At 68.4% G+C, this 22,937-nt stretch carries 22 protein-coding genes; 17 read left to right on the top strand and 5 right to left on the bottom strand.

Features of this window, described 5'->3' with window-relative positions:
* The 6 genes from JM664_RS16480 to JM664_RS16455 all read left to right on the top strand — a co-directional run bounded on the left by JM664_RS16480 (position 1) and on the right by JM664_RS16455 (position 6,664).
* Entirely contained in the window at positions 1–741 is a 741-nt protein-coding gene (locus tag JM664_RS16480) for an adenylate kinase (RefSeq protein ID WP_227421025.1), read from the top strand.
* Complete coding sequence (locus JM664_RS16475) at positions 738–1,034, top strand: DUF4212 domain-containing protein (protein WP_227421024.1); 297 nt, start codon at positions 738–740, stop codon at positions 1,032–1,034. Before JM664_RS16480 ends, JM664_RS16475 begins: the two co-directional genes overlap by 4 nt.
* A gap of 6 nt (positions 1,035–1,040) precedes the next feature.
* Complete coding sequence (locus tag JM664_RS16470) at positions 1,041–2,810, top strand: sodium:solute symporter family protein (protein ID WP_227421023.1); 1,770 nt, start codon at positions 1,041–1,043, stop codon at positions 2,808–2,810.
* Between the two features lie 91 nt (positions 2,811–2,901).
* Positions 2,902–4,710 carry a DUF294 nucleotidyltransferase-like domain-containing protein gene (locus JM664_RS16465; protein ID WP_227421022.1) on the top strand — a complete coding sequence of 603 codons (1,809 nt, stop codon included), beginning with the start codon at positions 2,902–2,904 and terminating at the stop codon, positions 4,708–4,710.
* A gap of 26 nt (positions 4,711–4,736) precedes the next feature.
* Complete coding sequence (locus tag JM664_RS16460; protein ID WP_227421021.1) at positions 4,737–5,255, top strand: hypothetical protein; 519 nt, start codon at positions 4,737–4,739, stop codon at positions 5,253–5,255.
* 2 nt (positions 5,256–5,257) lie between these two features.
* Positions 5,258–6,664 (top strand): 3'-5' exonuclease, encoded by a 1,407-nt coding sequence (locus JM664_RS16455; RefSeq protein ID WP_227421020.1) that lies wholly within the window; start codon positions 5,258–5,260, stop codon positions 6,662–6,664.
* Positions 6,665–6,680: 16 nt separating this feature from the next.
* Here the strand turns inward: JM664_RS16455 and JM664_RS16450 are convergent, their stop codons facing one another.
* Positions 6,681–7,901: a DEAD/DEAH box helicase gene (locus tag JM664_RS16450; RefSeq protein ID WP_227421019.1), complete on the bottom strand. Its 1,221-nt coding sequence runs from the start codon at positions 7,899–7,901 to the stop codon at positions 6,681–6,683.
* Between the two features lie 375 nt (positions 7,902–8,276).
* Between JM664_RS16450 and JM664_RS16445 the strand changes: the two genes are divergently transcribed.
* The 7 genes from JM664_RS16445 to JM664_RS16415 all read left to right on the top strand — a co-directional run bounded on the left by JM664_RS16445 (position 8,277) and on the right by JM664_RS16415 (position 16,999).
* Complete coding sequence (locus JM664_RS16445) at positions 8,277–9,284, top strand: ABC transporter ATP-binding protein (protein ID WP_227421018.1); 1,008 nt, start codon at positions 8,277–8,279, stop codon at positions 9,282–9,284.
* Positions 9,281–10,402, top strand: a complete 1,122-nt coding sequence (locus JM664_RS16440) for an ABC transporter ATP-binding protein (RefSeq protein WP_227421017.1) — start codon at positions 9,281–9,283, stop codon at positions 10,400–10,402. Before JM664_RS16445 ends, JM664_RS16440 begins: the two co-directional genes overlap by 4 nt.
* 3 nt (positions 10,403–10,405) lie before the next feature.
* Entirely contained in the window at positions 10,406–11,914 is a 1,509-nt protein-coding gene (locus JM664_RS16435) for an ABC transporter substrate-binding protein (protein ID WP_227421016.1), read from the top strand.
* Between the two features lie 53 nt (positions 11,915–11,967).
* Positions 11,968–12,912 carry an ABC transporter permease gene (locus JM664_RS16430; RefSeq protein ID WP_227421015.1) on the top strand — a complete coding sequence of 315 codons (945 nt, stop codon included), beginning with the start codon at positions 11,968–11,970 and terminating at the stop codon, positions 12,910–12,912.
* On the top strand, positions 12,912–13,793 hold the full coding sequence (locus tag JM664_RS16425) for an ABC transporter permease (RefSeq protein ID WP_227421014.1): 882 nt from the start codon (positions 12,912–12,914) through the stop codon (positions 13,791–13,793). Before JM664_RS16430 ends, JM664_RS16425 begins: the two co-directional genes overlap by 1 nt.
* A 21-nt stretch (positions 13,794–13,814) precedes the next feature.
* Positions 13,815–15,599: a gamma-glutamyltransferase family protein gene (locus JM664_RS16420; protein ID WP_227421013.1), complete on the top strand. Its 1,785-nt coding sequence runs from the start codon at positions 13,815–13,817 to the stop codon at positions 15,597–15,599.
* A gap of 134 nt (positions 15,600–15,733) precedes the next feature.
* Complete coding sequence (locus JM664_RS16415; protein ID WP_227421012.1) at positions 15,734–16,999, top strand: autotransporter outer membrane beta-barrel domain-containing protein; 1,266 nt, start codon at positions 15,734–15,736, stop codon at positions 16,997–16,999.
* 47 nt (positions 17,000–17,046) lie between these two features.
* On the opposite strand, the gene JM664_RS16410 is transcribed toward JM664_RS16415, so the two are convergent.
* Positions 17,047–17,532, bottom strand: coding sequence for a COG4315 family predicted lipoprotein (locus JM664_RS16410; protein ID WP_227421011.1), 486 nt, complete (start codon positions 17,530–17,532; stop codon positions 17,047–17,049).
* Between the two features lie 257 nt (positions 17,533–17,789).
* Between JM664_RS16410 and JM664_RS16405 the strand changes: the two genes are divergently transcribed.
* Complete coding sequence (locus tag JM664_RS16405) at positions 17,790–18,218, top strand: FKBP-type peptidyl-prolyl cis-trans isomerase (protein ID WP_227421010.1); 429 nt, start codon at positions 17,790–17,792, stop codon at positions 18,216–18,218.
* A 4-nt stretch (positions 18,219–18,222) separates the two neighbouring features.
* On the opposite strand, the gene JM664_RS16400 is transcribed toward JM664_RS16405, so the two are convergent.
* Positions 18,223–18,381 (bottom strand): hypothetical protein, encoded by a 159-nt coding sequence (locus tag JM664_RS16400; protein ID WP_227421008.1) that lies wholly within the window; start codon positions 18,379–18,381, stop codon positions 18,223–18,225.
* A gap of 827 nt (positions 18,382–19,208) precedes the next feature.
* On the opposite strand from JM664_RS16400, the gene purL reads away from it, so the two are divergent.
* From purL to grxD, 3 genes are read left to right on the top strand one after another with little or no spacing between them, the layout of a single operon-like run.
* Positions 19,209–21,389, top strand: coding sequence for a phosphoribosylformylglycinamidine synthase subunit PurL (gene purL / locus JM664_RS16395; RefSeq protein ID WP_227421007.1), 2,181 nt, complete (start codon positions 19,209–19,211; stop codon positions 21,387–21,389).
* Between the two features lie 31 nt (positions 21,390–21,420).
* Positions 21,421–21,681, top strand: coding sequence for a BolA/IbaG family iron-sulfur metabolism protein (locus JM664_RS16390; RefSeq protein WP_227421006.1), 261 nt, complete (start codon positions 21,421–21,423; stop codon positions 21,679–21,681).
* Positions 21,678–22,043 (top strand): Grx4 family monothiol glutaredoxin, encoded by a 366-nt coding sequence (grxD, locus tag JM664_RS16385; RefSeq protein ID WP_227421005.1) that lies wholly within the window; start codon positions 21,678–21,680, stop codon positions 22,041–22,043. Before JM664_RS16390 ends, grxD begins: the two co-directional genes overlap by 4 nt.
* Positions 22,044–22,060: 17 nt before the next feature.
* Here the strand turns inward: grxD and zapA are convergent, their stop codons facing one another.
* On the bottom strand, positions 22,061–22,438 hold the full coding sequence (zapA, locus tag JM664_RS16380; protein ID WP_227421004.1) for a cell division protein ZapA: 378 nt from the start codon (positions 22,436–22,438) through the stop codon (positions 22,061–22,063).
* The gene (locus JM664_RS16375) at positions 22,431–22,901 is read right to left on the bottom strand and encodes a hypothetical protein (protein WP_227421003.1); all 471 of its coding nucleotides are present in this window, start codon (positions 22,899–22,901) and stop codon (positions 22,431–22,433) included. Before JM664_RS16375 ends, zapA begins: the two co-directional genes overlap by 8 nt.
* Positions 22,902–22,937 lie beyond the last annotated feature (36 nt).

Genomic DNA, 22,937 nt, shown 5'->3' with positions numbered 1-22,937 from the left:
ATGGACGGGGCGAGACAAAAGGTGGCGACCCCGGTCCTGGTCCTGCTCGGACCGCCGGGCGCCGGCAAGGGGACGCAGGCGCGCAAGCTCGAGGAACGCTTCGGGCTCGTGCAGCTCTCTACCGGCGACCTGCTTCGCGGCGCCGTCGCGGAGGGGACCGAGGCCGGCCGCGCGGCGGCGGCGGTGATGGAGGCGGGCGGCCTCGTCGGCGATGATATCGTGATCGAGGTCCTGCGCGAGCGGCTGGAGCGCGAGGACGTCGCGGCCGGCGTCATCCTCGACGGGTTCCCGCGGACCGCCGCACAAGCAGAGGCGCTCGAGGCATTGCTGGCGGAGCGCGGGATGGAGGTTGGCGCCGCCGTGGCGCTGACCGTGGACGACGCGGCGATGGTCGAGCGAATCTCTGGCCGGTCGAGCTGCGCCGATTGCGGCGAGGGCTATCACGACCGGCACAAGAAACCAGCGCGCGCGGGTACCTGCGACATCTGCGGCGGCACCGAAATGGTGCGGCGCGCGGACGACACCGCCGAGACGGTGGCGGCACGGCTCGTGTCCTACCACGAGCAGACCGCGCCGCTCGTCGACCACTACGCCACGCGGGGCAAGCTGCTCCGCGTGGACGCGTTGCGGCCGATCGACGAGGTCGCCCTGGCGCTGGGCGGCATCGTCCGGGCCATCGGAGGAACCGAGCCACACCGCGCGACCGGCGCATCAAGGGAAACGAGGGGGAAGGCAAAATGACAGACAGAACGACAAACACGACGGCGGCGACGCACCGCGCCGCGAGCGACGGGGCGGGCTACTGGCGCGCCAACGTCCGCTTGATCATCGGGTGCCTCATCGTCTGGTTCATCGTCAGCTTCGGCTTTGGCATCCTGCTGCGCCCGCTGCTGCAATGGTGGGAGGTCGGCGGCACCGACCTCGGCTTCTGGTTCGCGCAGCAGGGATCGATCCTGGTCTTCCTGGCGCTGATCTTCTTCTACGCGTGGCGCATGAACAAGCTCGACCGTCAGTACGGCGTCGACGAGGAGTAAGCGGAAATGGATCAGTATACCCTGAACCTGCTGATCGTGGGCGCCACCTTCGCGCTCTATATCGGCATCGCCATCTGGGCCCGTGCGGGCTCGACGGCCGAGTTTTACGCCGCCAACCGCGGCGTTCATCCCGTCACCAACGGCATGGCGACCGCCGCTGACTGGATGTCGGCCGCCTCCTTCATCTCGATGGCAGGCCTCATCGCCGTCCTCGGCTACAACGGCTCCTCTTACCTGATGGGCTGGACCGGCGGCTACGTGCTTCTGGCGCTGCTGCTCGCGCCCTACCTGCGCAAGTTCGGCAAGTTCACCGTGCCCGAGTTCATCGGCGACCGGTTCTACAGCCCGACGGCGCGGCTCGTTGCTGTGATCTGCCTCATCGTGGCGTCGGTGACCTACGTGATCGGGCAGATGACCGGGGTGGGCGTCGCGTTCTCGCGCTTCCTCGAGGTCGAGGTCTCGACCGGCCTCTTCATCGGCGCGGCGGTCGTGTTCATGTACGCGGTGCTCGGCGGCATGAAGGGCATCACCTACACGCAGGTGGCGCAGTACGTCGTTCTTATCACCGCCTACACGATCCCGGCGATCTTCATCTCGCTGCAACTGACGGGCAACCCCGTTCCGGGCCTCGGCCTCTTTTCGGACTACACGCCGACGGGCGAGCCGCTGCTGGCCCGACTGAACGAGGTGGTGACGGACCTGGGCTTCCAGCAGTACACCAACCAGGACCCGTCGCCCGGCTCTGTCATCAACATGACGCTCTTCACGCTGTCGCTGATGATCGGGACCGCGGGCCTGCCGCACGTCATCATCCGGTTCTTCACCGTGCCCCGCGTCGCGGACGCCCGGTGGTCTGCCGGTTGGGCGCTCGTATTCATCGCGCTGCTCTACCTCACGGCCCCTGCCGTAGGCGCAATGGCGCGGCTGAACCTGCTCGACACGATCTACCCGCAGGGCACTAACGAGGAACCGATCGCCTACGAGAACCGGCCGGACTGGATCCGCAATTGGGAGGTGACGGGCCTGATCCAGTACGAGGATCTGAACGAAGATGGGCTGATCCAGTACTACAGCGATGGCGCGGCGATCGCCGAGGAGCGCGGCTGGCAAGGCAACGAGCTGACCGTCAACAACGACATCCTCGTCCTGGCGAACCCAGAGATCGCCAACCTGCCCGGCTGGGTCATCGCGCTGGTCGCCGCAGGCGGGCTCGCGGCGGCGCTCTCAACGGCGGCGGGCCTCTTGCTGGCCATATCCGGCGCCGTCAGCCACGACCTCATCAAGGGCCGGTTCAACCCGAATATTAGTGAGAAGGGTGAGCTTCTGGCGGCCCGGATCGCGATGGCGGTTTCGATCGCCGTGGCGACCTGGCTGGGCCTCAACCCGCCGGGCTTCGCGGCGCAGACCGTGGCGCTCGCCTTCGGGATTGCGGCGGCGACAATTTTCCCGGCATTGATGATGGGCATCTTCATGAAGCGCATCAACAACAAGGGCGCGGTATGGGGGATGGTCACGGGCCTGATCTTCACGGTCGTCTACATCTTCCTGCACAAGGGCTGGTTCTTTGTCCCCGGCACCAACCAGTTCGAGGACACGATCGCGGGCTCGCTTTTCGGCATCCAGTCGACGGCGATCGGCGCGGTCGGTGCGCTGCTCAACTTCGTGGTCGCCTACTTCGTGGCGAAGTCGACGGAGGAGACGCCCGAGCACATCAAGGCGCTGGTCGAGAGCGTCCGCGTGCCACGCGGCGCCGGCGTCGCGACCGCCGGGCACTGACCATCAGCGCGGGCGCCTCGTGCGCCCGCACTCGCTTCCCGCGTCCCGTCCGCAGCCGCGGGCGGGACGCGCCCTCTTCAAGGGGCCGGCGATGAACGATCTCGACTTTCTCTCGACCGTGCCTCCCTGGGACGCGCTGCCGCCCGAGGATCTCGCCGCGCTCACCTCGGCCTTCGAGACCTGCAACTTCCAGAGCGGCCAGCGCATCTACACCTTCGGCGACCGGCTCGACGGTCTCTACGTTATTCGCTCGGGGCGTGTGCAGGTGGTCGACGAGGCGGGCGCGCCGCTCTCCACCCTCGGGCCGCAGAACACCTTCGGCGAGCGCGGTCTGATGCGGGACGGCCGCGCCGCCACCACGGCCACGGCGACCGCCGAGACGACGCTCCTGCTGCTGCCCGCCGGCCGCTTTCGTGCGCTAATCGACGCCGACGAGGGGCTGCGCGGCTTCTTCGCCCGCGCCCGCCCACAGAAGGGTTCGCGCCCGCCGAGCCTGGCGGAGACCCGCGTTGCCACTCTGATGTCCAGATCTCCGGCGACCTGTCCACCGGAGACGACGGTGGCCGAGGCTGCGCGAATGATGCGCGACCGCCGGATCAGCTCGATCATGGTCGTGGGCGAGGCCGGCCTCATGGGCATCATCACGATCCGCGACATCACGAGCCGCGTCGTGGCGGATGATGTCGACCTGGGCCAACCGGTGACTGCCGCGATGACGCCGGACCCGGTGTCGCTGCCGCCGGACGCGATCGGCTCGGATGTGCTGCACGCGATGATGGAGAGGGGCATCGGTCACGTCCCGATCGTCGGCACCGAAGGCCTCCTTGGCATCGTCACGCAGACGGACCTGACACGGTTCCAAGCCGACAGCTCTGCGCTCCTTGTGGGCGACGTGGCCTCGGCGCCCGACGTGGCGGCGCTCGCGCTCGTGACGGAGCGCATCCCGCGACTGCTGGCACAGCTCGTGGGCACGGGCAACCGGCACGAGGTTGTCACGCGCCTCGTCACGGACATCGCCGACGCGGTGACGCGACGCCTGCTGGCCCTGGGCGAGGCGCAGCTGGGGGCGCCGCCGGTACCCTATCTCTGGCTCGCCTGCGGGAGCCAGGGACGGCAGGAGCAGACCGGCGTGTCGGACCAGGACAACTGCCTGTTTCTCTCCGACGACGTCCGGCCGGAGCACGATGGCTGGTTCGCGGAGCTGGCTCGCTTCGTCAGCGAAGGCCTCGACCGCTGCGGCTATGTGTTTTGCCCCGGTGACATGATGGCCACCAATCCGCGCTGGCGGCAGCCGGTGCGGGTTTGGCGGCAGTACTTCGCAGGCTGGGTCGCGCGGCCCGATCCGATGGCGCAGATGCTGGCCTCCGTCATGTTCGACCTGCGCCCGATCGGCGGCGACTATTCGCTACATGCGGGGCTGCAGGCCGAGACCCTGGCGGCGGCGGCACGGAACTCGATCTTCGTGGCGCACATGGTGTCGAACTCGCTCAAGCACGCGCCGCCGCTGGGGCTGCTGCGCGGCCTCGCAACGCTGCGGTCTGGCGAGCACCGGAACCACATCGACCTCAAGATGAGCGGCGTCGTCCCGGTGGTGGACCTCGGCCGCGTCTATGCCCTGCGAGGCGAACTGACGGCTGTGAACACCCGTGCGCGGCTCGACGCGGCGCGGGCGACAGGGATCATCAGCGAGAGCGGCGGCCGCGACCTGCTCGACGCCTACGACCTGATCGCGCAGACACGGCTCGAGCACCAGGCGCGACAGGTGCGCGAGGGAGGGATGCCGAACAACTATCTCAGGCCGGGCGCGCTCTCGGAATTCGAGCGTAGCCATCTCCGCGACGCCTTTGTCGTGGTACGCAGGATGCAGTCGGCGGCGACGCAGGGACGCGGGGTGGTCTGACGAGGGAAGAGACTGGGAGGGGCGAGATGGGGATCGAACTGATCGCGGTGGTGGTCGCCGGCATGGCAGGCGCCGGCGTGGCGTTGCTGCTGGTGCGGACGGTGCGGTCGCTTCCGCGGTGGCTGGTGCCGATCGCCGCGGGAGCGGCCATGTTCACGACCGCGATCGCGCTGGAGTACGGCTGGTACGGGCGGACGGTCGCCGGACTGCCTGACCGGATGGAGGTGGTGGTGACGCGCGAGAACCAGGCGCCCTTTCGGCCATGGACGTACGTAGCGCCCTACATCGACGGCTTCGTCGCGGTGGACACCGGATCGGTGCGCACGAACGAGGCGGCGCCGGATCAGCGGCTGGTGGATCTGCTGGTCTTCGGGCGGTGGGTGCCGGTCAGGCGCGTGCCTGCCATCTTCGACTGCGCCGGCGGGCGCCGCGCCGACGTCGTGGAGGGCGTGACGTTCGCGGAGGACGGCGCGGTGCAGGGCGCGAGCTGGGTCGAGACCGGCCTCGACGATCCGGTCACGCGGGCGGCCTGCGCGGGGGCGTGAGCATGCGCCGCCTCGGCCTGCGCCTTCGCATGGCGGCCTTCTTCGCGGCGCTGGCGCTCGGCGCCATGGCGGCGGCGGCGCTGGGCCTCTTGGTTGCCCACGGGCGCCTGGATGGGGCGGACGCGCTGTCGCCGCTGATCGTCGCCGGCGCCATCGCCGGCTTCGGCACGCTCGGGCTTACCGCACTGATCTGGCTGCTGTTCGACGAGAACGTGGCGCGCCCCCTCGTCTCGCTCGCTGGCGAGATGCGGACCCGCGCGCATGGCGACGTGACCGCGCCGCTCGACCCCGAGCCGGTGCGGCACCTGGGCGATCTAGGGCCGGCCGCCGCCGCGCTGGCGGAGCGGCTGGCGCGGGCGCGTGGGGAAGCGGATGGCGTGGTGGCTCGGGCGACCGCGCGCCTAGCCGCCGAGAAGGCGCAGCTCTCGGCCATCCTGTCGGAGATCCCGGTCGGCATCTTGGCGGTGGGGCCTACGCACCGCATCACGCTCTACGACCGGCAATGCGTCCACCTGCTGGGCGGGGTCGCGCCGCTCGGCCTCAACCGCTCGGTCTTCAACTACCTCGACCGCGCGGCGCTGACCAAGGCGATGGCGGCGCTCGCCACCGGCGGCGCGCGGTTCGAGGATGCGGAGCTTCCGATGGCGGACGGCAGCGGCGCCGTGCGGGCGCGCATCCGGCCGATCGGCGGAGAGGGCGGCTACCTGCTGGCGATGGAGATCGAGAGCGATCCCATCGCCGAGCGGCCGCTGGTCTTTGACTTCGACCTGATCGACCGGCCGGCGGACCGGCAGGTTGCCGACACCCCGCTCTCGGGCCTTTGCTGCGTCGTCTTCGATACCGAGACCACAGGCCTTTCCCCCGAGACCGACGAGATCGTGCAGATCGGCGCGGTGCGGGTGCTGAACGGACGCCGGATCGAGGCCGAGGTGTTCGAGACGCTGGTAAACCCAGGCCGCCCGATCCCGCCGTCGTCGACCCGCGTGCACGGCATCGACGACGCGGCAGTCGCCGGAGCGCCGGACATTGCGCATTCGGGACGGGCGTTTCACCGCTTCGTCGGCGACTCGGTCCTCGTGGCGCACAATGCGCCATTCGACCTGGGCTTCCTGCGGCGGCACGAAGCGAAAATCGGGGCGCGGTTCGACAACCCGGTGCTAGACACTGTGCTGCTCTCGGCCGCGGTCTGGGGCGAAGGCGTGCCGCACACGCTCGACGCAATTGCGGAGCGGCTGGGGGTGCGGCTCGATCCGGCGCTGCGTCACACCGCCACCGGCGACGCTGTGGCGACGGCCGACGTGCTCCTGCACCTGATTCCGGTGCTGGAGGCGGCCGGCATCCGCAGCTTCGGCGATGCGGTGGCGGCGATGCGCCACCACCAGAGGCTGCTGCCCGACCTCAACGGCTGAGGCCGGGCGCCGGACTTCAGGCGACGCGGGCCTTGCGCGCCCTGCCCTGCTGCGGCCTGCGACGGCGGCCGCCGTTCGGCTTGCGCGCCGCGTCACGGTCGGGCCGCGCGGGCGCCCACTCGGTGCCGCCGGCGATGCGCACACGCTCGCCCAGCACCTTCTCGATCGCGCGCAGTTCGCCCATCTCGTCGGCCGAGCAGAGCGCCACGGCGCGGCCCGACGCTCCGGCCCGCGCGGTGCGGCCGATGCGGTGGACGTAGTTCTCCGGCACGTTCGGCAGGTCGAAGTTGTAGACGAAGCCGACGCCTGGGATGTCGATGCCGCGTGCCGCTACGTCGGTGGCCACCAGCACCCGCGTCTCGTTCTGCCGGAAGGCGAGTAGCGCGCGGTCGCGCTGGTTCTGGCTCTTGTTGCCGTGGATCGAGGCGGCGGAGAAGCCGGCGTGCGTGAGCTGCTTCATCAGCCGCTCCGCCCCGTGCTTGGTGCGCGCGAAGACCAGCGCACGCTCGTCGCGGTGGGCGTCGAGCAGCTCGATGATCAGCGCGACCTTTTCCGACTGCGCCACGAAGTGCACCGACTGCGCGACCTTCTCGGCGGCGCGGCCCGGAGGCGAGACGTCGATCCGCACCGGGTCGGTCAGGTAGTCCTGCGAAAGCTCGGCCATCTGCTTGGGCATCGTAGCCGAGAATAGCATCGTCTGCCGGTCCTTCGGCAGGAGCGGCGCGATCCGGCGTAGCGCGTGGATAAAGCCCAGGTCCAGCATCTGGTCGGCCTCATCGAGCACGAGGTAGTGCGTCTGCCCGAGGCTCACGGCCTTGCGGTCGAGCATGTCGATCAGCCGCCCCGGCGTCGCCACGAGGATGTCGAGCCCGCGGTGCAGCATCCGCACCTGATTGTTCGGCGAGGCACCGCCCACGACGAGGCCGATGCTCAGCGCGTCGCCGGAAAAGCTGCGCAGGCTGTCCATGATCTGCCGCGCAAGCTCGCGCGTGGGGGCGAGGATCAGCGACTTGACGGTCTTGGGCGCGGCCGGCAGACGGTCGCGGCTGAGCGCGTGGATCAGCGGGAGGCCGAAGGCGGCGGTCTTGCCGGTGCCGGTCTGGGCAAGGCCCAGCACGTCGCGGCCGTTCATCGCGTGCGGGATCGCCTTCGTCTGGATCGGGGTCGGATCGTTCAGGCCGAGTTGGGCCAGGCGGGCAGTAAGGCGAGGCGAGAAGCCCAGCATGTCGAAGTCCATCGAGAATTCCTTTCGCCGGCCGCCCCTCGGGGTTCGAACCGGACGGAGGCGCACCGCGCCTGTCCGCGCGGGAGCACCGGGTGGGTTGCGCCGGGGTGACGCCCACGAAGGCCGATTGCCCTCGTGGATCCACGGCGACGTCCCCCTACGCGTGATGATGGGAAACCTGTCGTCAGCTGCCTGGTCGGCCGGTGTGAGGCCGCTCACGCGGCATTGCGCTGGCGTTACGGGCAAGTGGGGTATCGCGCGTCGCTTGTCAATCATCTTGATTGGCTTGGACGAGATGCGGGGCGTCGTCGCGCGCCGGTTGACCGGCTTCCGAAGTGTCGCAAGAGTGGATGCGTTCTTCCTCTGACTTCGAGGTCCCGCGCGCACTTGAGCCCAAAGCCGCCATCGCACGCGTCCACGCTTCTTTCGGTCCGCGACCTGACCTTCCGCTTTCGCGGTCAGACGCAGGACGTGGTGGAGGACGTGGGCTTTGTGCTTCGGCGGGGCGAGACGCTCTGCGTCGTCGGAGAGAGCGGCTGCGGCAAGAGCGTGACAGCGCTCGCGCTGATGGGCCTGCTGCCCCGCAATGCCGTGCGCATCCGAAGCGGCACCGTCGAGTTCCGGGGTGAGCGCTATCCGGTGAACGACTTCGACCGCGTGGCGCGCTTTCGCGGCGGCGAGATGGCGATGATCTTTCAGGAGCCGATGACATCGCTCAATCCGGCATTCCGCATCGGCGACCAGATCGCAGAGGCTGTCGAGCGCCACCGGCGCTGCGGCCGGGCCGAGGCGCGGGCGCGGGCGCTCGAGATGCTGCAGCGGGTCCACATCCCGGCGGCGGAGCAGCGGCTGGACGAGTATCCGCACCAGCTCTCGGGCGGGATGCGCCAGCGGGTGATGATCGCCATGGCGCTTGCCAACGAGCCGTCGGTGCTCATTGCCGACGAGCCGACGACCGCGCTCGACGTGACGGTGCAGGCGCAGATCCTGGATCTCATGGCCGAGCTGCAGGCGGACACGGGGATGGGCATCATCCTCATCACGCACGACCTGGGCGTGGTGGCGGAGATCGCGACGGACGTGGCCGTCATGTACGCAGGACACATCGCGGAATACGGCAGCGCGGCCGACGTCTTCGGCGACCCACAGCACCCCTACACGATCGGCCTGATGAGCTCGGTGCCGCGGCTGACCGGGCCGCGCCAGCGCCTGACGACGGTGCCTGGCATGGTGCCGACCATCGGCACCATGCCGTCCGGCTGCCGCTTCTCCAGCCGCTGCCCCTTCGCTGCCCCCGTCTGCGCGGAGCGCCCGCCGCTCGCGGAGGTCGGTCCCGGTCACCGCGCCGCGTGCCACTTTGCGCCGCTCGACCGGACGCTGGAGCTCAGCGCGTGAGCGAGATCGTGCTGGAGGCAGTCGACCTCAAGAAGCACTTCCACGTCGGCGGCGGCCTCCTGCGCCAGAGGGCGACCGTGCAGGCGGTGGACGGCGTGTCGCTCCAGGTGCGGCGCGGGGAGACCTTTGCAATCGTCGGCGAGAGCGGCTGCGGCAAGTCCACCCTCGCCCGGCTGCTAATGCGGCTGATCGAGCCGACCTCCGGCAGCGTCCGCTTCGACGGGCGAGACGTGGCGGGCCTGACGGGGCGCCACCTCGCCGGGTTGCGGCGGGACATGCAGTTCGTGTTCCAGGACCCGTTCTCGTCGCTCAACCCGCGCATGAGCGTCGGGCGGCTGGTGGGAGAGCCGCTCGAGACCCACGCGCCGGAGATGCCCGCCGACGAGCGGCGCGCGAAGGTGGCTGAGCTCTTGCGCACCGTAGGGCTCAGGCCCGAGCATGCGGACCGCTATCCGCACGAGTTCTCGGGCGGCCAGCGGCAGCGCATCGGCATCGCCCGGGCCCTCGCCTCGGGGCCGCGGCTGCTGATCGGGGACGAGCCGGTCTCGGCGCTCGACGTCAGCGTGCAGGCGCAGGTCATCAACCTGCTCCATGACCTGCGCGACGAGCTGGGCCTCACGCTCGTCATCATCGCGCATGACCTGGCGGTCATCCGCCACATGAGCGACCGCGTCGCAGTCATGTATCTCGGCCGGATCGTCGAGAGCGGGCCGGCGGAGCAGGTCTTCGCGGCGCCGCGGCACCCCTACACGATGGTCCTGCTCTCGGCGATCCCCGAGCCCTACTACAGCCGCGCCACCCGGCGCCTGCCGCTCGAGGGCGAGACGCCGAGCCCGGCGAACCCGCCGCCCGGATGCCGCTTTCACACGCGCTGCCCCTTCGCCCGCCCCGACTGCGCCAGCCGGGTGCCGGAGCTGCGGAGCGCGGGGCCGGACCAGCTGGCCGCCTGCCACTACTGGGAGGAGATCGCCGCCGAGGGTCCCGTGGCGTCACCCCCGCCGCCGCCCCGACCGGCGCCGGAGGTGGCGCAGCGCTTCGCGCTCTACGAGGCGGCCCTCGCCGGGGCGCAGGTCACGCGACGAGCGGAAACAAGAGAAATCCAACGAGAGGAGAGGTAAGAAATGATCGCAAGGACAACGATGATCGCCGCGCTGCTGGCTACCACCGCCATGGCCGCCGGTGCGCAGGAACTGCGGATCGGCCTGCAGGACGACGCCGACGTGCTCGACCCCGACCAGTCGCGCACCTTCGTCGGGCGGATCGTCTACACGTCGCTCTGCGACAAGCTGGTGGACATCAGCCCCCAGCTCGACATCGTGCCACAGCTCGCGACCGACTGGTCGTGGTCCGAGGACGGCATCGAACTGACGATGCAGCTGCGCGAGGGCGCCACGTTCCACGACGGCACGCCCTTCAACGCCGAAGCAGTGGTCGCGAACATCGACCGCAGCCAGAACCTCGAGGAGAGCCGCCGCAAGTCCGAGCTGACCTCCGTCGCGAGCGTCGAGGCGGTGGACGAGCACACGGTCCGCTTCACCCTGACCCAGCCGGACGCGACGCTGCTGTCGCAGCTCGCCGACCGCGCCGGGATGATGATCTCGCCGACCGCCGCCGAGGAGATGGGCGTCGACTTCGGCAACAACCCCGTCTGCTCCGGCCCCTACCAGTTCGGCGAGCGGGTGCAGCAGGACCGGATCGTGCTGAACAAGTTCGACGACTACTGGAACGCCGACGCCTATGCCTTTGAGACAGTCACGTTCCTGCCGATCCCGGACACGACGGTGCGGTTCGCGAACCTGCGCTCGGGCGACCTCGACATGGTCGAGCGGCTGGCTGCGACCGACCTCGCCGCCGCGCGTGAGGCCGAAGGCGTCGAGGTGGCGACGGCGACCTCGCTCGGCTATCAGGGCATGACGATCAACGTCGGCAACGGCGAGCGAGCCGCCAATCCGCTGGGCGAGAACGCGGCGGTGCGGCGGGCGCTGTCAATGGCGATCGACCGCAACGCGCTGAACCAGGTCGTGTTCGAGGGCGCCTTTGCGCCGGGCAACCAGCCGTTCCCGCCGGACTCGCCCTGGTACGACCAGGACCACCCGATCCCGGAGCGTGATGTGGAGGCCGCCCGCGCCCTGCTAGAGGAGGCCGGCTTTTCCGACGGCGTGACGATCGAGGTGCAGGTCGCCAACAACCCGGTGCAGATGCAGGTGATGCAGGTCATCCAGGCGATGACCGCCGAGGCCGGCATCAATATCGAGCTGCAGGCCAAGGAGTTCGCGACGCTGCTCGCCGATCAGACCGCCGGCGCCTATCAGGCGAGCCAGGTCGGCTGGTCGGGCCGCGTCGACCCTGACGGGAACCTGCACCAGTTCGTGACCACCGAGGGCGGGATCAACGACTCGAAGTTCTCGGACCCCGAGGTCGACCGGCTGCTTGACGAGGCGCGGGTCTCGAACGACCAGGCGACCCGCAAGGAGAGCTACGATGCCGCGCGCGACATCCTCAACGAGGAACTGCCGATCGTCTACCTCTATCACCCAGTGTGGATCTGGGCCTACGACGACGCGATCGACGGCTTCACCGCATATCCCGACGGGATGATCCGCCTCGAAGGCGTGACGATGTCTGAATGACACCTTCGGCCGCGCCCCGGTGACGGGCGCGGCCGTTCACGAGGGTAAGCCTCATGCTCCAGTTCCTTGCCCGCCGCATCCTGATCGCGATCCCCACTGTGATCCTGATCTCGGTCTTCGTGTTCGCCCTGCAGAAGCTTCTGCCGGGCGATCCGGTGCTGGCCATGGCGGGCGAGGAGCGCGATCCCGAGGTGATCGCCTACCTGCGCGAGAAATACCGGCTGAACGACCCGGTTCCGGTGCAGTACCTGACCTGGATCCGCGGCGTGCTGACCGGTGATCTCGGCATGTCGCTCAGGACCAACCAGCCGGTGCTGGTGCTAATCGGGCAGAAGCTGCCGGTCACGATCCAGCTCGCGGTGATGGCGATGATCTTCGCGCTGGTGATCGGCATCCCGGCGGGCATCCTGTCGGCGGTGAAGAAGGGGACGGTGACGGATTACGCCGCCAATGTCGTAGCCTTGTCAGGGCTTTCCGTGCCGAACTTCTGGCTGGGCATCATGCTGATCCTGCTCGTCTCGGTGCGATGGCAGCTTCTGCCCGCCTCGGGCTACGTGCCGCTCTCCGAGGACCCGGTGCGGTCGATCGAGACCATGCTGATGCCGGCCTTCGTCCTGGGGACGGCCCTCGCCGCGACGCTGATGCGCCACACGCGCTCTGCCATGCTGGGCGTCCTGACCTCGGACTACGTGCGGACGGCGCGGGCCAAGGGGCTGGCCGAGCGCAAAGTGATTCTCAAGCACGCGCTGAGGAACGCGCTGACGCCCATCGTCACGCTGACTGCCCTGCTCTTCGGCGAGTTGATCGCGGGCGCCGTGCTGACCGAGCAGATCTTCACCATCCCCGGTTTCGGCAAGCTGGTGGTCGATGCCGTCTTCAACCGCGATTATGCGGTCGTCCAGGGCATCGTGCTCTGCACCGCCGTCGGTTTCATCGTGATGAACATCATTGCAGACGCGCTCTACTTCGTGCTCAACCCCAGGCTGAGGAAGCAGTGATGGCGCATGTCAGCGACCCCGCCACAGCCGATCCCGTCCTCTCCGCCAAGCCCGAGAACCGGGTCTGGAAGAAGTTCCGCAGCCACCGCAGCGCCATGCTGGGCGGCGCCATCGTGACGTTCTTCGTGCTCGGCGCGCTGCTGGCGCCGGTGCTGCCGATCGCCGATCCCATTGCCACCGACTGGGGGGCGGTGCGGCAGGCGCCTTCGGCCGCGCACCCGCTCGGCACCGACGAGATCGGTCGCGACGTGCTCTCGCGGCTGATCTGGGGGGCGCAGGCGTCGCTCCTGGCCGGGGTGGTGTCGGTGGTGATCGCGGTCGCAGCGGGCGTGCCGCTCGGCATCCTCGCGGGCTATTTCGGCGGCTGGACCGACGCGGTGATCTCGCGCTGCACCGAGGCGCTGCTGGCGGCGCCGTTCCTCATCCTGGCCATCGCGCTCGCCGCGTTCCTTGGACCTTCGCTCACCAACGCGATGATCGCCATCGGCCTCTCGGCGACGCCGATCTTCATCCGCCTCACCCGCGGCCAGGTCATTTCGGTCAAGGCCGAGGACTACGTCGACGGCGCCCGCGCCATCGGCCTCTCGACGCCGCGGATCCTGACCCGCTACATCTTTCCGAACGTGCTGCCGCCGGTGCTGGTGCAGGCGACGCTGACGATCGCCACAGCCATCATCGCCGAGGCCTCGCTCAGCTTTCTCGGCCTCGGGCAGCAGCCGCCGGCGCCGTCCTGGGGCTCGATGCTGAATGTCGCCAAGAACTTCCTCGGTCAGGCGCCGTGGATGGCGCTGTGGCCCGGCATCGCGATCTTTCTGGTGGTGCTCGGCTTCAACCTGCTCGGCGACGGGCTGCGCGACGCGCTCGACCCGCGCGAGCACTGAACCACAGGCGAGGGACAGCGGATGCAGGCTTTCACCACCCGCCCGGAGATCCGCGGCACCTTCGGCGTCGTCGCCTCGACGCACTGGATCGCCTCGGCCGTGGGCATGAGCATCCTGGAGCGCGGCGGCAATGCCTTCGACGCAGCGGTGGCGACCGGGCTGACGCTCCAGATCGTTGAGCCGCATCTCAACGGGCCGGCAGGGGACCTGCCGGCCATCTTCCGCTCCGCCCGCACCGGGAGCACCGAAGTGCTCTGCGCGCAGGGCGTCGCGCCGCAGGGGGCGACGATCGAGCACTACCGTTCGCTGGGGCTGGAGCTCGTGCCGAGTTCGGGCCTTCTGGCGACGGTCGTACCGGGGGCGTGGGACGGATGGATGCTGATGCTGCGCGACCACGGCACGATGGAGCTGGCCGAAGTCATCGCGCCGGCCATTGGCTATGCTCGTGACGGACATCCGATGCTGCCCCGCGTCGCCGCGACCATCGAGGGGCTGGCCGACCACTTCGCGGCGGAATGGCCGACCTCCGCCGCCGTCTGGTGCCGTGACGGCGCGCCGCAGTCGCACGCGCTCTTCCGCAACCCAGACCTCGCGGCGGCATACCAGCGGCTGTCGGACGCGGCGCAGGGCGACACGCGGGAGGCGCGGATCGATGCTGCCCGCGAGGCCTGGTCCGAAGGCTTCGTGGCCGATGCCATCGAGGCGTACCTGGCGGAGGCCGAGGTCATGGATATTTCCGGCAGCCGCCACCGTGGCGTCCTCTCGCGCACGGACATGGCCGGGTGGGAGGCAAGCTACGAGGTGCCGCTTTCGATCGACTACCACGGCTGGCAGGTCTGCAAGACCGGGCCATGGGGTCAGGGGCCGGTGCTGCTCCAGGCGCTTCAGATCCTCAAGCGGTTCGATCTCGCGGCGATGGACCCAAACGGGCCGGAGTTCGTGCACACCGTCATCGAGGCGATGAACCTCGCCTACGCCGACCGCGAAGCCTACTACGGCGACCCCGCGCACGCCGACATCCCGATTGAAAGACTCATTTCCCACGCCTACGGGGCCGAGCGTGCGCAGCTGATCGGCGACCGGGCTTCCATGGAGCAACGGCCTGGCCGACTACAGGGATACGAGCACTGGGCGGACGCTGCGATCGCGCGCGCTGCGCGCGACTTTCAGGTTGCGGCCGGTGCTGATGCGGGAGAGCCGACGATGGCGCACCTGACGGAGCGGCGCGGCGACACCGTCCATCTCGACATCATCGATGCCGACGGCAACATGGTCTCCGCCACGCCGTCAGGGGGCTGGCTGCAATCCTCGCCGGTGATCCCGGGCCTAGGGTTCCCGCTCAACTCCCGCGCGCAGATGTTCTGGCTCGACGAGGGCCTGCCGACCTCGCTCGCGCCCGGACGGCGGCCGCGGACGACATTGACGCCAAGCATCGCGCATAAGGACGGCGCAAGCCTCGTCTTCGGCACGCCGGGCGGCGACCAGCAGGACCAATGGCAGCTGATCTTCTTCCTGCGCTTCGTGCATCACGGACCGGGACTGCAGCAGGCAATCGATGCGCCGCTCTTCCACTCGCAGCACTTCCAGTCGTCGTTCTATCCCCGCGCCGCGAAGCCCGGCGAGATGATGATCGAGCCGAACGTCGGCGAGGCGACAATCGAGGATCTGCGCGCTCGCGGCCATGTCGTGCATGTCAGCGAGCCGTGGTCGATCGGCCGCCTTACCGCCGCGATGCGCGAGGCCGACGGAAGGCTACGCGCCGCCGCAACGCCGCGCCTGATGCAAGCCTACGCCATCGGCCGGTGACGAGAGAGCGGTGTGGCCGCGGCTCGAGGCGTCTGGCGGCATAACCCGACGTAATGCAATGTCCTACGCGTTTGCGCGGAGCCGTGGTAGCCTCCGGGTGCAGGTCCAATCGATGCATTCCCAGGAGACGGGCAATGGTATTTCACGCCGCTAAAGGCACCGCAACGAGGCCTAGCCGACTTCGCACTCTCGCCCTGACGGCGGCGCTGCCGCTGGCGACGCTGATCGTGCCGCAAGAGGTCTATGCGCAGTGCCGGACTGAACAACAAGGACAGCCGCCGGGTGTGGTCGATTGCGGCACCAACGGCACGACGACGTCGCAGGTCTTCTCGCCGGGCTCGCGCATCATCCGGCCGCAGCAACTCTACAACCTCGTCGAGGAGCGGCAGGACGAGGATCCGGCCACCGTCGGGGCCGGCGCCGTGACGCGAGCCCTCGGCGGCACCGGCCTACTCAACTTCTCTGCGCCACCGGGCCTACTGGTGACGCCTCCGACCGCCTTCGTCCAGAGCCTCGGCGTGCGCGAGGAGCGGGACGAAACCGAGCGCCAGGCCGGCTCTGACACGGACCGCTGGGTGGGGACCTTCGGCCTCGAATACGGCGGTGCGCCCTTTGCCTTCGCACTCGCGCTCGACGTCGTGAACGAAGAGAGCGATTTCGACGGCGGCTCCACCGAATGGGACGAGATCGGGCTGAGCATCGGCGGCGCCCACGCAATCGGCAACGGGCTGTTCGCCTTCGGCGGGTTCCGCTACGCGGCGCTCGACCTCGAGACCGAGCGGACGGTGAGCTTCTTCGAGGAAGGCGACTTCCTCGGCACTGCCGATGCCGGGGGCGAGACCGACGGCCGGAGCTACGAACTCCTCGCCGGGATCGGTCACGCTACTGTGCTTGGGGGCGGATGGTACGTCGGGACGACGGCCTCGCTTGCTTACCGGCACGAGAGCATCGACGCATACGACGAGGAGTTCACGGAGGACCGCGCCTTTCCGGACGCCGGCTTTGTCGACGACATCGCCGAGGGTGAGCTCGCATTCAGCTATGACGACAGGGACCACGAGTCCCTTCTGTCCCGACTGGAGGTCGAAGTCGCTCGGGCGTTCCCGGTGCGGGCGGCCGTGCTCGTGCCGTCATTTCGGGCAGTCTACCTGCACCAGTTCGCGGACGATGCCTCGCCCGTTCGGGCCGTTGCCGCCGACACCGTCTCGCGCAGCGGGATCCCGATCGCGGTGTCACTTCCGGGCGAAGATCGCGATCGCGACTACTTCGAACTTGGCCTCGGCCTGGAGGCACGGCCGATGCGTGGCAACTGGAGCGTGTCGATCGAATACGGCACACTCGTCGGATACGACGACTTGGAGCAGCAGACGGTGGCTGCGGCCGTCAGGTGGCGATTCTGATCCGTCTGCATAAGGTTCGGCGGGCGGGATAGCGGGCGCCCCTCCCCCTAGCGCTGCTCCGTAATCGGCGTGCCGTCCGGCGCGACGAGAAACCAGGTGCCGCCGAAATTCTCTACGCCCTGCCCCATCGCGTGGCCTTCCACCTTGTCCTCGACGAAGAAGTAGAGCGGCCATCCGTTGTAGGTGACCACGGGATGATCCTCGTGCTGCACCGTGCCGAGGAGGGAAACGTCCGCCCCTTCAGCCGCGCGGGGCTCGGCTTCGGAGTGGAACGGCGGCCAATCCTCAAGGCACAGGTCGACGCACGCTACCTCAGCATCGGCCGTGCCCTCGCCTTGGGTGTCGGCGGTGAACATGTAGAGGCTCCGCCCCGCATCATCGACAAGGTATGGCCCGAACTCCTCGTGCACGGCGGCGGCAATGACAGCGTTCTCCTGCACATTGAAAGGTGGCGCTGCCTCCTGGGCTGACGCTGCGGCTGTGAGCCCCAGCAGTGCGGCCGCGGAGGCGGAGGCAAAATGTTTGTCCCGCATCTGATTCTCCAATGTTGCTCGGCGTCCACTTGGAAACGCGCCGCGCGGGGCAGCGGTTCACCGGCATTACCGTGATGCCTCCTGCAGCGATATCGGGAGGAGTCGCACGCGTTTAGGTGGAAGAGCGCGGGGCGCCGCGAGGGTGGACCGCCGGAGCTGTTTACATCCGGCGCACGACCTGAAACCCTTGCGGCGCCAAGAGCGAGCACCCGCACGCCGGCCTCGCCAATTCATCTCTAAACATGCAGGAGTGACACATGTCCAAGGCCAACGCCGGAGATACCGTCGCCATGCACTACACGGGGTCCCTCAGCGACGGCACCCGCTTTGACAGCTCGGAAGGGCGCGAGCCGCTCAAGTTCACCCTCGGCCAAGGCGAGATTATCCCCGGCCTCGAACGCGCCGTCGAGGGAATGGAACCCGGCGAGGAAAAGACCGTGACCATACCGGCTGACGAGGCGTATGGCGCTCGCGACCCATCGCGCGTTCAGACTGTCCCGCGCGAACAGGTGCCGCCGGAGGTTCCGACTGATCCGGGCACCCAACTCGAGCTCCAGACGCCTGCAGGCCATCGTATTCCGGTCGTCGTGACGGAGCGGACGGAGAGCGAGGTCACGCTCGACGCAAACCATCCGCTCGCAGGCAAGGACCTGACTTTCGACGTCAAGCTGGTCGAGATCGACTGACGCCTCAGCCGCCGCCGATCGGCGTAGTCACCTTACCGGTGCCCTTGCAGTCGGGGCATTCGTCGCCGTCGATCTTGCCGGTGCCGTCGCAGCGGCGGCAGACGTCCTCGCCCGCGCTCGGCGATTCGGGGGGAACCTGATCGGGATTGTTCTCGCTCGGCATGATGTCCTCCTCGAGTAGAGGACGGTCAACCGACCGAAAGGCCTATCGTTCCTGTTGACCAGATTGCTTGAGGTGCGGGCGGACATCCCGCGCCCAAAGCGATCGCGATCAATCGAGGTCGCCCTCGTCGTCAACAAGCCAAAGCCAGAGCGCTCCAGCGGCAACCATCAGCATCAGGCCGAGTGTGCGAAGCCGCTGCGCTCTGGGCTCGACGGCGTCGGCTAGCAAGACCGTCTGGCGGCCCGGAGACGGAGGCATTGTGACGTCGGCTCGCGGCGAGCTTTCGATTTCTGATCGAGGCTGCGCGCCACCGGGACCGCGCAAGCTGGGGTGCAGCACCGCGCCGCGGGCGATTCTGCCATGAGATTCATTCTCGCATTCACCACAAAAGTGCGAATCGGAAGATGTCCGACCCCTGAATCTCCGCGTTTGAATTCCCTCATCCGAGATCTGCCGATCGGGATGCGACGAACCAGTAGCAATCTCGGCACCCATAGGGACACCTCCAGACAATAACCGTTTACGCATCCCCACACTCTGAGATGAGGAATATTTGTCAAGACCTTCCGTCGGTTATGAGCTCTACGAGAAAGTGCACGTCCTTCCTACATTTCACCCTCAGGGCGCAAATTTGCGGGAACGCCCGCCTTCGGATGAAGCGAATGTCAGATTTTGCGTGAAGTGCAGATCAACTCCGATTGTGCGCGAAGCAAGAATTATACCGCAGATCGATGCCGGTATCGGCGGCTGGTTCGTCAGATGCCGGGGTCTTCCATCGCGACACAACTCTGCTGTATGCGCAGCCACGGACGCTATGCGAGGCCGCCATGATCGAGCCCAAGATAACCGATGACCTCGTCGAGGCGCACGGATTGAAGCCGGACGAGTACCGGCGGATCCTCGACATCCTTGGCCGGACGCCGACGTTCACCGAGCTTGGTATCTTCTCGGCCATGTGGAACGAGCACTGCTCCTACAAGTCGTCTAAGAAGTGGCTGAGGACGTTGCCGACCCAAGGCGCGCGCGTGATCTGCGGGCCGGGCGAGAATGCGGGCGTTGTCGACATCGGCGACGGCCAGGTGGTGGTCTTCAAGATGGAGAGCCACAATCACCCGAGCTACATCGAGCCCCATCAGGGCGCGGCGACCGGCGTGGGCGGCATCCTGCGCGACGTCTTTACCATGGGTGCGCGGCCGATCGCGGCGATGAACAGCCTGAGCTTCGGGCGGCCGGAGCATCCTCGGACCCGCAGCCTCGTATCGGGCGTGGTGGCCGGCATCGGCGGCTACGGCAATGCGTTCGGCGTGCCTACCATTGGTGGCGAGGTGCGCTTCCACAGGGCCTACGACGGCAACTGCCTCGTCAACGCCTTCGCCGCGGGCATCGCGAATGCGGACGCGGTGTTCTACTCGGCGGCCTCGGGCGTGCGCATGCCTGTCGTCTATCTCGGCGCCAAGACCGGGCGCGACGGTGTCGGCGGGGCGACAATGGCGTCGGCGGAGTTCGACGACAGCATCGAGGAAAAGCGCCCGACGGTGCAGGTGGGCGACCCCTTCACTGAAAAGCGTCTGCTCGAGGCGTGCCTCGAGCTGATGGCGAGCGGAGCCGTGATCTCGATCCAGGACATGGGCGCGGCCGGCCTCACCTGCTCGGCGGTCGAGATGGGGGACAAGGGGCGGCTGGGCATCCGGCTCAACCTCGACCGGGTGCCGGTACGCGAGTCGCAGATGACTGCCTATGAGATGATGCTAAGCGAGAGCCAGGAGCGGATGCTCATGGTACTGCGCCCGGAGAAGGAGGGCGCGGCCCGCGCGATCTTTGCCAAGTGGGACCTGGATTTCGCCGTGGTGGGCGAGACGATCGCCGAGGACCGCTTCGTTATCGTCCACGGCGGCGAGGTGAAGGCGGACCTGCCGCTGGCGGCGCTATCTGGGACGGCGCCGGAATACGATCGGCCGCACCGCCCGACGCCTGCACCGCAACCGCTGGACGACGTGCCGGCGATCGACCCGATCGAGGGCCTGAAGGCGCTGATCGGCTCGCCGAACTATGCCAGCAAGCACTGGGTGTGGGAGCAGTACGATCACATGGTGCTGGCCGATACGGTCCGCGCCCCGGGCATGGGACCTGGCGTGGTGCGGGTGCATGGCACGTCGAAGCTGCTGGCCTTTACGTCGGACGTGACGCCCCGCTACGTCGCGGCCGACCCGGTGGAGGGCGGCCGGCAGGCGGTGGCGGAGGCATGGCGCAACCTGATGGCGGTGGGGGCGACGCCACTTGCCGCGACGGACAACCTCAACTTCGGCAACCCTGAGAAGCCGCAGGTCATGGGACAGCTGGTCGGGGCGATCCGGGGGGTCGGCGAAGCGTGCCGCGCGCTCGACATGCCGATCGTGTCGGGCAACGTCTCCCTCTACAACGAGACCGACGGCAGCGCGATCCTGCCGACGCCGACGATCGGCGCGGTCGGGCTGCTTGCTTCGGCGGACGAGCTGATCGGCGCGGTGCCGCAGGCGGGCGACGCGGTGCTGGTGATCGGCGCGACGGCGGGGCACCTTGGCCAGTCGGCGCTGCTGGCGGAGGCGTTTGGGCGCGAGGACGGGCCGCCGCCGCCGGTCGATCTCGATGCCGAGCTGCGTGCGGGCCACTTCCTCCACGGTCAACGCGCCAGCATCCGGGCCGCCACCGACCTAAGCGACGGCGGCCTCGCCCTCGCCGCGTTCGAGATGGCGCAGGCCGGCGGCATCGGGGTGGAGATCGAGGTCGAAGACATCCCGACGCTCTTCGGCGAGGATCAGGGACGCTATCTCGTCGCGACTGCCGACCCGGAGGCGCTGCTGGCAGCTGGCCGTGCCGAGGGCGTTGCGGTCGCCTTGGTCGGCAGGTTCGGGAGGAGCGTCGTACGCTTCGGCAGCGTCGAGGCGCCGCTCGAAGCGCTGTCGCGCCTTTACCTTACCGCCTTCGAGGCCGCGGTGGCCGACCTTGCGCCCCGATCCGGCGCGGCTTAAGTCAAAGCCGCTTGAACGAAAGGACGCGCGCATGGCGATGCAGGCCCACGAGATCGAGACCCTGTTGCGGCAGAGCTTTCCGGACGCGCAGATCACGATCACGGACCTCGCCGGCGACGGCAACCACTATGCGGCCGAGGTCATCGACGAGAGCTTTCGCGGCAAGAATCGCGTGCAGCAGCAGCGCGCGGTCTATGCCGCCCTCAAGGCCAAAATGGCCGGCAGCCAAGGCGAGCTCCATGCCCTCGCGCTGACGACCAAGGCCCCGGATACTGGAAAGGATCAAGCATGACCGCCGACACCAAAACCCGCATCGACGAAACCGTGAAGGCGAGCGACGTGGTGCTCTTCATGAAGGGCACCAAGGAGATGCCGCAGTGCGGGTTCTCGTCCCGCGTCGCGGGGGTGCTGAACTTCATGGGCGTGACCTACACCGACGTTAATGTCCTCGCCGATGAGGACATCCGTCAGGGGATTAAGGATTATTCCGACTGGCCAACGATCCCGCAGCTCTACGTCAAGGGCGAGTTCGTCGGCGGCTGCGACATCTTTACCGAGATGACGCTCTCGGGCGAACTCGACCAGCTCTTCGATCAGAAGGGCGTGACGTACGACAAGGCTGCCGCCGACAAGATCCGCGAAGCCAACGCCTGAGCGCCCGAAGGCGGCGATCAGCTCGCCGCCTTCTCCTCGATCTTCGCCGCCAGCGCCTCGGCCCGGTCGGCCAGCACCGACAGTTTCTGCAGCGACGCGCCCTGCCGGGATTCGGCGGATGAGGTCTCGGACTTCAACCGGTCGATCTCTCGCTGAAGGCGCTCGAGGTCGGCCTGGCTCTTGGCGATCTGATCCTGCATTCCGGCGGTCTTGTCGGCCAGCATCAGCCCCGACATCAGCAGCATCCGCCCCTCGGGGATCCGGCCAATCTGCTGCACGAGGACCGACGCCTCGTCGTCTAGCAGCTTCGCCGCCGACTGCAGGAAGTGCTCCTCGCCCTCCTGGCAGGCCACCTCGAAGTCGCGGCCGCCGATGGTGATGGTGATGTTAGGCATCCTGGCTCTCCTGCATCATCGGTTCCAGCGCCGAAAGGATCGCGGCCATCTCGGCGCGGTCGGCCTCCTGAGCGGCGTGCAGGGCGTCTAGCTCCTTCTTCATCGCCTTGTCGATCAGGTGGGCGTCCACGAGGTCTGCCGTCTGCGCCTCGCGCAGCACCTTCATCGTGGCCGTCAGCTCGCCGTTCACGCGCTTGAGCCGCTCGGCCGCCGAACTTTGCGCCGCGAGTGCGTCGCGCATCGCCTCGACCTCGTCCTGCAGCTTCTTCTGGCCCGCCTCGTTCTCCGACCGCAAAGCGCGCACCCGCTCCTCGAGCTGCTTCGTCGCCGCCCGCTCGGCCTCGAGCTCGGCGCGAAGCGACTCCAGCGCGCTCTCGTCCGGGCCGCCCAGCCTCTCGACCGTCTTCGAGGCCTGATCCAGCGCCGCGGCGATGCGCGCCTGGAGTTCGTCGATCTCAGCCATTCACTTGCCCCGCTTGCTGTCCCGCCCTCCGACCTG

This window comes from Roseitranquillus sediminis, from assembly GCF_016918935.1.
GTDB lineage: Bacteria > Pseudomonadota > Alphaproteobacteria > Rhodobacterales > Rhodobacteraceae > Roseitranquillus > Roseitranquillus sediminis.
Note: the sequence above shows the minus strand (reverse complement) of the source record. Positions and strands in the feature narration are given on the sequence as shown.